The following is a 1,056-nucleotide window of genomic DNA, read 5'->3' as shown; positions in this document are numbered from 1 at the left end:
TGTCAATTATGGTCTAAAAGTGAGCCACAGTTATGCTTTAAAAGTGCGCCACTTTAAGACCGGTTTTTGAACCTAAATGATTCATTGCCTGTTTCAATAATGTCACAATGATGAACCAGTCGATCCAATAAGGCTGCCGTCATCTTTTCATCGGCAAATAGTTTTACCCATTCAGAAAACGCTAAATTAGTGGTGATCATAATGCTGGTATGTTCATGCAATTGACTGATTAAATGAAATAATAAAGCTCCTCCTTTTTGACTAAAGGGCAAATACCCCAACTCATCTAAAACAATTAAATCCAGCTTTGTCAGTTGACTGGTTAATTTAAATTGTTTACTTTCTTTGTCCAATTCCAGCTTATTGACCAAATCTAATACATTCCAGAAGCGAACTTTAAACCCATTGGTGGCCGCATTTATCCCTAAAGCCGTGGCTAAATGCGTTTTACCTGTACCAGGACCACCAACAAATATAAGATTACGTTTTTCTCTGATGTAATCACAGTCATTCAGAAGTTCAATGCTGGGTTTATTTAATGGACTTTGTTCAAACTCAAAATCAGACAGTGTTTTATGCTGTGGGAACCTGGCTTGATTAATACGGTAGCCAATACTGCGGATATGTCTTTGTGTTTGCTCTGTGGTGAGTAAATTTCCAATAATATCCATCGTAGAGCGCTTACGCCGTATGCCATCAATGACCACTTCATCAAAACTTTCAGCCATTGCAGTGAGCTTTAATTGTTTAAGTATTTCAATACAGTCATGACGTTGCATTTGGTATCCCTTTTAATAACGTGTTGTAACGCTGACAATTAGCCTGGGGTGGGATGTTCAGTGGAATATCATTTATTTTGAACGTAGGTATTACGGGTTCAGTGAGTCGATGAATAATATTGAGTACTGCTTCCACCGTAGGCACCCCTTCGTCTAACGCTATGGCTGCCGCGGTCACGCCTAAATCTTCACCATAATCAGCGATTAAAGATAACAACTGCACCATCGCTCTATCACCTTTCGGGCGCTTGAGTAGATGTTGCTGGAGTTCTTTAAC

The 1,056-nt window shown here is 39.4% G+C and carries 1 protein-coding gene and 1 pseudogene; both read right to left on the bottom strand.

Going from position 1 to position 1,056, the window contains the following annotated elements; translation table 11 throughout:
* Positions 1 to 53 precede the first annotated feature (53 nt).
* Positions 54 to 779 (bottom strand): IS21-like element ISYen2A/ISYen2B family helper ATPase IstB, encoded by a 726-nt coding sequence (gene istB, locus AACW11_RS19125; protein ID WP_212587058.1) that lies wholly within the window; start codon positions 777 to 779, stop codon positions 54 to 56.
* A pseudogene (locus AACW11_RS19120) lies at positions 766 to 1,056 on the bottom strand (IS21 family transposase); the annotation flags it as partial. The pseudogene AACW11_RS19120 and the gene istB, both read right to left, overlap by 14 nt.

Origin of the sequence: Yersinia sp. Marseille-Q3913, from assembly GCF_963892745.1 — a bacterium.
Classification (GTDB): Bacteria; Pseudomonadota; Gammaproteobacteria; order Enterobacterales; family Enterobacteriaceae; genus Yersinia; species Yersinia bercovieri.
The sequence above is the reverse complement of the archived record's forward strand: the minus strand, read 5'-3'. Positions and strand labels throughout refer to the sequence as shown.

Coding starts and splice junctions, on each gene's coding strand:
- istB (WP_212587058.1), bottom strand. CDS start 779: ATGCAACGTCATGACTGTATTGAAATACTTAAACAATTAAAGCTCACT.